Origin of the sequence: Acetobacter fallax (genome assembly GCF_011516735.1) — a bacterium.
GTDB lineage: Bacteria > Pseudomonadota > Alphaproteobacteria > Acetobacterales > Acetobacteraceae > Acetobacter > Acetobacter fallax.
Window position 1 is genome coordinate 1 of the sequence record NZ_WOSX01000096.1, and the last position, 3,547, is coordinate 3,547.

At 56.5% G+C, this 3,547-nt stretch carries 3 protein-coding genes; 2 read left to right on the plus strand and 1 reads right to left on the minus strand.

The features are described from left to right. Nucleotides 1–376: 376 nt before the first annotated feature. Nucleotides 377–1,576: an AGE family epimerase/isomerase gene (locus GOB85_RS18460; RefSeq protein WP_338421818.1), complete on the minus strand. Its 1,200-nt coding sequence runs from the start codon at nt 1,574–1,576 to the stop codon at nt 377–379. Between the two features lie 113 nt (nt 1,577–1,689). Between GOB85_RS18460 and GOB85_RS18465 the strand changes: the two genes are divergently transcribed. Both GOB85_RS18465 and GOB85_RS18470 read left to right on the plus strand, forming a co-directional pair. After that, nucleotides 1,690–3,144 (plus strand): amidase, encoded by a 1,455-nt coding sequence (locus GOB85_RS18465; RefSeq protein ID WP_173578834.1) that lies wholly within the window; start codon nt 1,690–1,692, stop codon nt 3,142–3,144. Beyond that, nucleotides 3,141–3,353 (plus strand): hypothetical protein, encoded by a 213-nt coding sequence (locus GOB85_RS18470; RefSeq protein WP_173578833.1) that lies wholly within the window; start codon nt 3,141–3,143, stop codon nt 3,351–3,353. The genes GOB85_RS18465 and GOB85_RS18470 overlap by 4 nt, the downstream gene beginning before the upstream one ends. Nucleotides 3,354–3,547 lie beyond the last annotated feature (194 nt).

Consider the following 3,547-nt stretch of genomic DNA (forward strand, 5'->3'; position numbering starts at 1 on the left):
AAAATATCTCTCAAGCTATCTCGGATGGCGCCGCATGATCGAGGCTCTCCACAACACCCTCGCTCCCGCTTCTATCCTCATCGCCTGCAGCCAGCCAGGAGGCCTCAACACGTAACAACAACAGAGCCTTTGGAAACCGCTTTATCATCAATAAACCGGGGTGTAGGAGGCCTGTGGACCCCTGTCAGCTTCACACAGGTCAAAGGCCAGCCCCCCTGGTATTATGTGTCGACAGAGCATTGCCCAACCTGTTCTGAGCGGAATTTCTGCCTGAAAGATGCCGGTAAGCACCGGCATCAGGTGGAGTTTTGCTTTTATTGTGTCGATGCTGACAACTGGTATTGCCAGCGGTGAAGTATTTGCTGTCGTAGCGGCTTTATGAGGCGGTGGCGCATTGATGATTCGGAGCGCTTTGCTCAGGCATTTCACAAAATGCGCCATAGACATGATAAAGCGAGCTGGCGGGCATATGGTCCATGAGCGAATGGCCATTTTCATCCAGGCGATCAATCCATCCACCGTTCAGGTTTTCCGGCAAATAAGCGTCAGAAAAATCGACAGCCTGCGGGCTTATTGCCTGAGCGGCGCAGGTGTCGCCTTGCCGGGCAAAGAGGCACAAAGCCCGCAGACATTCGGTCTGGGGCCATATCCGTGTTGATGTTTCCAGAATTGTTCCTGATTCAGTCATGGCGTCGCGGACACGACGTGTGCCGGCGTCTGTGCCCGGCCCCATACCGGAGTCGAACAGTCGTCTGGCACAGGCCTGAATATGGTGAGTATTTTGTGTATCGGGGGCCACGCGCACATATTCACTGAGAAGCCAGGACCACTCGAACATGTGGCCCGGTTCGACACGGTTTTTGCCCTGGGCTTCAAGGGGCTGCCATCTTGCGTCGAAATTTTCGCGGAGTGTGCCGGTGTCCGGATCGATGAAGTGAGACAGACACAGGGTGACGAGATCGGTGGCGCGTTGCAGATATGAATCGTCGCCGCTTGCTTCGAACAGTACCAGATATGCTTCGAAAAGGTGCATGTGTGGATTCTGTCGGCGAATTGAGTCTTTTGCAGGGACAGTATCCAGATATCCGCCATGCGATGATGCTTTGAAAATCCGGTCGATATCGCTGGTGGTGGAGGCGGCGATGCGCAGAAAGGAGGGATCTCCCGTCAGCCGGAAAGCCCAGCCATAGGCGAAAAGAATAAACGCATGTGCATAGAGATCGCGGCGTCGATCTGCGGGGTGGCCGTCCGGAGCGAGCGAGAAGATCCATCCGGCGTCGCCGTCGGCGCGGTAATAGCGGCGTTCGACTTCCGCCAAGCAGGTGAGGGCTTTCGCTGAGGCGTCGAACATATTGTCCAGAGAGGCTCTGGCGTAGGTTGCGATTTGCCGTGCCTGCACCATCAGACGCAATGCGGGCATGCTGACCGGTTCTGCGGAGAATGTCAGGCGCTCGTGAAACAACCGGCGTTTCGGATCGTATCCGTTTTCCGACCATAATGGTAAGGCGCGTTGTGACAGCCATGTTGTTCGCATTGTGTTGTCCATCGTAGCGGTCTGGCCCTTATTGATTGACACGCGATGAAGCGATGTTCCGCAGAGTGTTTTTCTTTAGCCGGAAACCTGCCGGTTTGCCGTGGGTGGGAGCTTACGTTAACTTCGCCGGGCACAAATGATCCGGGGAGCCACTTATGTCCAGCTCACTCTGTCTGTGGTCAGCGTCCCGCATGGCGGACGCCATCCGGAAGCGTGATGTCTCCAGCCGCGAATGTGTTTCGGCGGCGCTGGAACGGATCAGTCTGCTCAATCCGACGCTGAACGCTGTTGTGGATGAAATGGCAGGAGAGGCGCTTTCTGTCGCTGATGAGGCCGATCGGGCTCTCCGGAATGGTGCTTCCGCAGGTCTTCTTCATGGTGTTCCTGTCACCGTCAAGGATAATGTCGATCAGAAAGGTTACCCGACGACGAATGGTGTTGTTGCGTTGCGCGATAATATCGCGACGGAAGACTCTCCTCAGGTTGCCAGTCTGAAAGCTGCTGGCGCCGTCATCATCGGACGCACAAATACGCCTGCTTTTTCGCTCCGGTGGTTTACTGATAATGATCTTTACGGGCGGACCCTCAATCCCTGGCGGGATGATGTTACGCCAGGCGGCTCCAGCGGCGGGGCAGCGGTGGCCGTTGCCACCGGAATGGGCGCCATTGCACATGGCAATGATCTTGGCGGCTCGATCCGTTATCCGGCTTATTGTTGTGGTGTCGCTGGTCTGCGCCCGACGACAGGTCGCATCCCCATGGCCACGCCGAGCCAGAAAGGTGAGCGCGGTATTACGCACCAGCTCATGGCATCACAGGGCGCGCTTGCCCGCAGTGTCGATGATCTCTGGCTGCCTTTGCGCGCCATGATGCGTCCCGATCCGCGCGATCCCGGTTCTGTGCCTGCTCCACTCGATTACGCTGAACCGTTCCGATGTGGACGGCGTGTTGCGCTGTTTCGCGGCGTGAATGCCGGTGCGACTGATCCCTCTGCTCTTGCGGCGCTGGATGCGGCGGCAGCGGCTCTTATTGATGCCGGTTATCGTGTCGAAGAAGCTGTCCCGCCGGATTTCGAGGCGGCTGCGCGACTTTGGTACAGCCTTGCCTCGCTCGATGCTCTGAGTGTTGGGCGTGGTGTGCTGGAGGATCTTGGAGGTAAAGCCATTCGTCGTTTGCTGGAACTCGCGCCGGCATCGCAGGGACAGGATGACCTGCAGGCGGGACTAAGGCAGCGTTTTGTCATGGCGCGTGAATGGTCCGTGTTTCTCAATACATATGACATTCTGCTGCTGCCGGTTTCGTTCGTGCCGCCGTTCACGGTCGACAGAGATCTTCGTTCGGCCGGGGATGCGACAGCAGTTTTTGAGGCTCAGTTTCCTTTGCTGGCAACGGCGCTGTTCGGTCTGCCTGGTTTGTCTGTTCCGACCGGTCTTGCCTGCGGTCTTCCCACGGGTGTGCAGATTGTTGCGGACCGGTTCCGTGAAGATCTTTGTCTCTTTGCCGGGGCGACGATTGAAAAAGCTATTGGTCCGGTATGGCCTGAGCTTCCGGCAAACCGCTCTTTCCCGGGTTCTTCAGACAGAACTCTGACGCAGGACACCGTGCCATGAAGCAGGTTCTTCGTCTTATGACTGGTCTTGGTCTTCCGACAGTGGCAACGCTGGGTATGATTCCGGTTGTTGGTTGCTTCGGAAAAACTATTTTCGGAGTTCCCACGATTATCGTGGTGATCGGCAGTCTGTTTTTTATTACCAGCGGCTGTATGGCGACCTGCTGGCTGCTCTTTGACCGGAATGACGTTCGCGATCAGGAGGTTTGAGTTTTGTGCTGGCAACGATGGCTTTTGCAGAACCGGAATTTGCGCGGACCTGGCAGGAGCCCTGAGAATCACCGGTACTTAATGCTAGAGCTTTTCCACTTTAATCTGGTTCATATCCTGTGGCTGTAAAGAAACTGGCGCATTGGCTGGGAGTGAAAGCGTGAAGCAGAGCGCCGACGGTGTCCCACAGAGCA

Coding starts and splice junctions, on each gene's coding strand:
- GOB85_RS18470 (WP_173578833.1), top strand. CDS start 3,141: ATGAAGCAGGTTCTTCGTCTTATGACTGGTCTTGGTCTTCCGACAGTG.
- GOB85_RS18465 (WP_173578834.1), top strand. CDS start 1,690: ATGTCCAGCTCACTCTGTCTGTGGTCAGCGTCCCGCATGGCGGACGCC.